Here is a 1,074-nt window from a genome sequence, read left to right on the forward strand (position 1 = left end):
TTACCCGTTGTGATTTCGTCCAGAATTTTCAGTTTAAAAGGTTCTGAATACCGTCTGATTACTTTGTCATTTCTATACATAATGTTTAAAATTATGTAGCCTTATTTCAGGACGGGTCACCATTGCTTACAACGTGTTCGTGTATGATTAGTTGCGTGGTTGAGCACTAAATTTAGCAAATAAAAACCGAATAGAAAATCCGTGAGGATTTTCGTAAGCAAGCCAGAACCAAGCAATTAATTATACACGGTGTTGGCGGTAGTTTTTATTATTACATAGTTAAGTCCAATATTAAAATAATCATATTTGTCAATTCGGTCACATGTTAGTCGTATGCTTAATTTACTTTTAAAAATTAGACTTTGTAAATAAGCAGAGTAGTTGTAATATTTATCAAAATAGTCTACTCGAATTCCATAATAAATTCCTCGATGGCCATTTTGAAGTCCAAGTCCAAACCCTAAATTATTTTGTTCATTTACTCGTTGATGACTCAATTTTGCTATTACACTCAAATTACTCGTAAATCTTAAATAATATCGAGATGATAAACCAATGTTGCGCTGAAAAAATTGATTTTCGTTAAATCGACTTTGATTAAAGTTTAATGATAATATCGAAAGTTTGCCTTTGAAAGGATAATTCCACGAAACTTCACTATCAATTGAATAGTTGTTATTAAAGTCAGTTTGTCCACTTATTTTGTATAGGATATCTGCTGATAAATCCTCAAAATGAATTAGAGGCTGTTCGTTATTTCCGTTTCCAATTTGAAGTCCAATTAATGATTCAGTTGTGTTGTATAAAGGTCCAAAAGTGAAAAAGTGATTTCGATAATATGTTTCGGCAAATAAAGTAGAATCTATTTCCGTTTTATTTACTTGAGAGAATCCCAAAGTTGTTATTAAACTATATATGTAAATTAGGACTTTCTGCATTCTGTTCAAATTACCGCCAACGTGTTCGTGTATGGAAAGTTGCGTGTTTGAGGGCGAGGAATTTCCGAAGGAAAATCGGAAGCCAGCAAACAAGCAACCAACTTTGTGCTAGCTAAAACTAGCAATTTTTTATACA

The 1,074-nt window shown here is 32.2% G+C and carries 1 protein-coding gene; it reads right to left on the reverse strand.

What is annotated here, in order from left to right; genetic code table 11:
- Positions 1-236 precede the first annotated feature (236 nt).
- Complete coding sequence (locus tag CDH50_RS15000; protein WP_100613108.1) at positions 237-938, reverse strand: hypothetical protein; 702 nt, start codon at positions 936-938, stop codon at positions 237-239.
- Positions 939-1,074 lie beyond the last annotated feature (136 nt).

It is taken from the genome of Confluentibacter lentus, assembly GCF_002806995.1.
GTDB lineage: Bacteria > Bacteroidota > Bacteroidia > Flavobacteriales > Flavobacteriaceae > Confluentibacter > Confluentibacter lentus.

Bases quoted from the DNA above. Each gene is read 5' to 3' on its own strand.
- CDH50_RS15000 (WP_100613108.1), bottom strand. From the start codon at position 938: ATGCAGAAAGTCCTAATTTACATATATAGTTTAATAACAACTTTGGGA.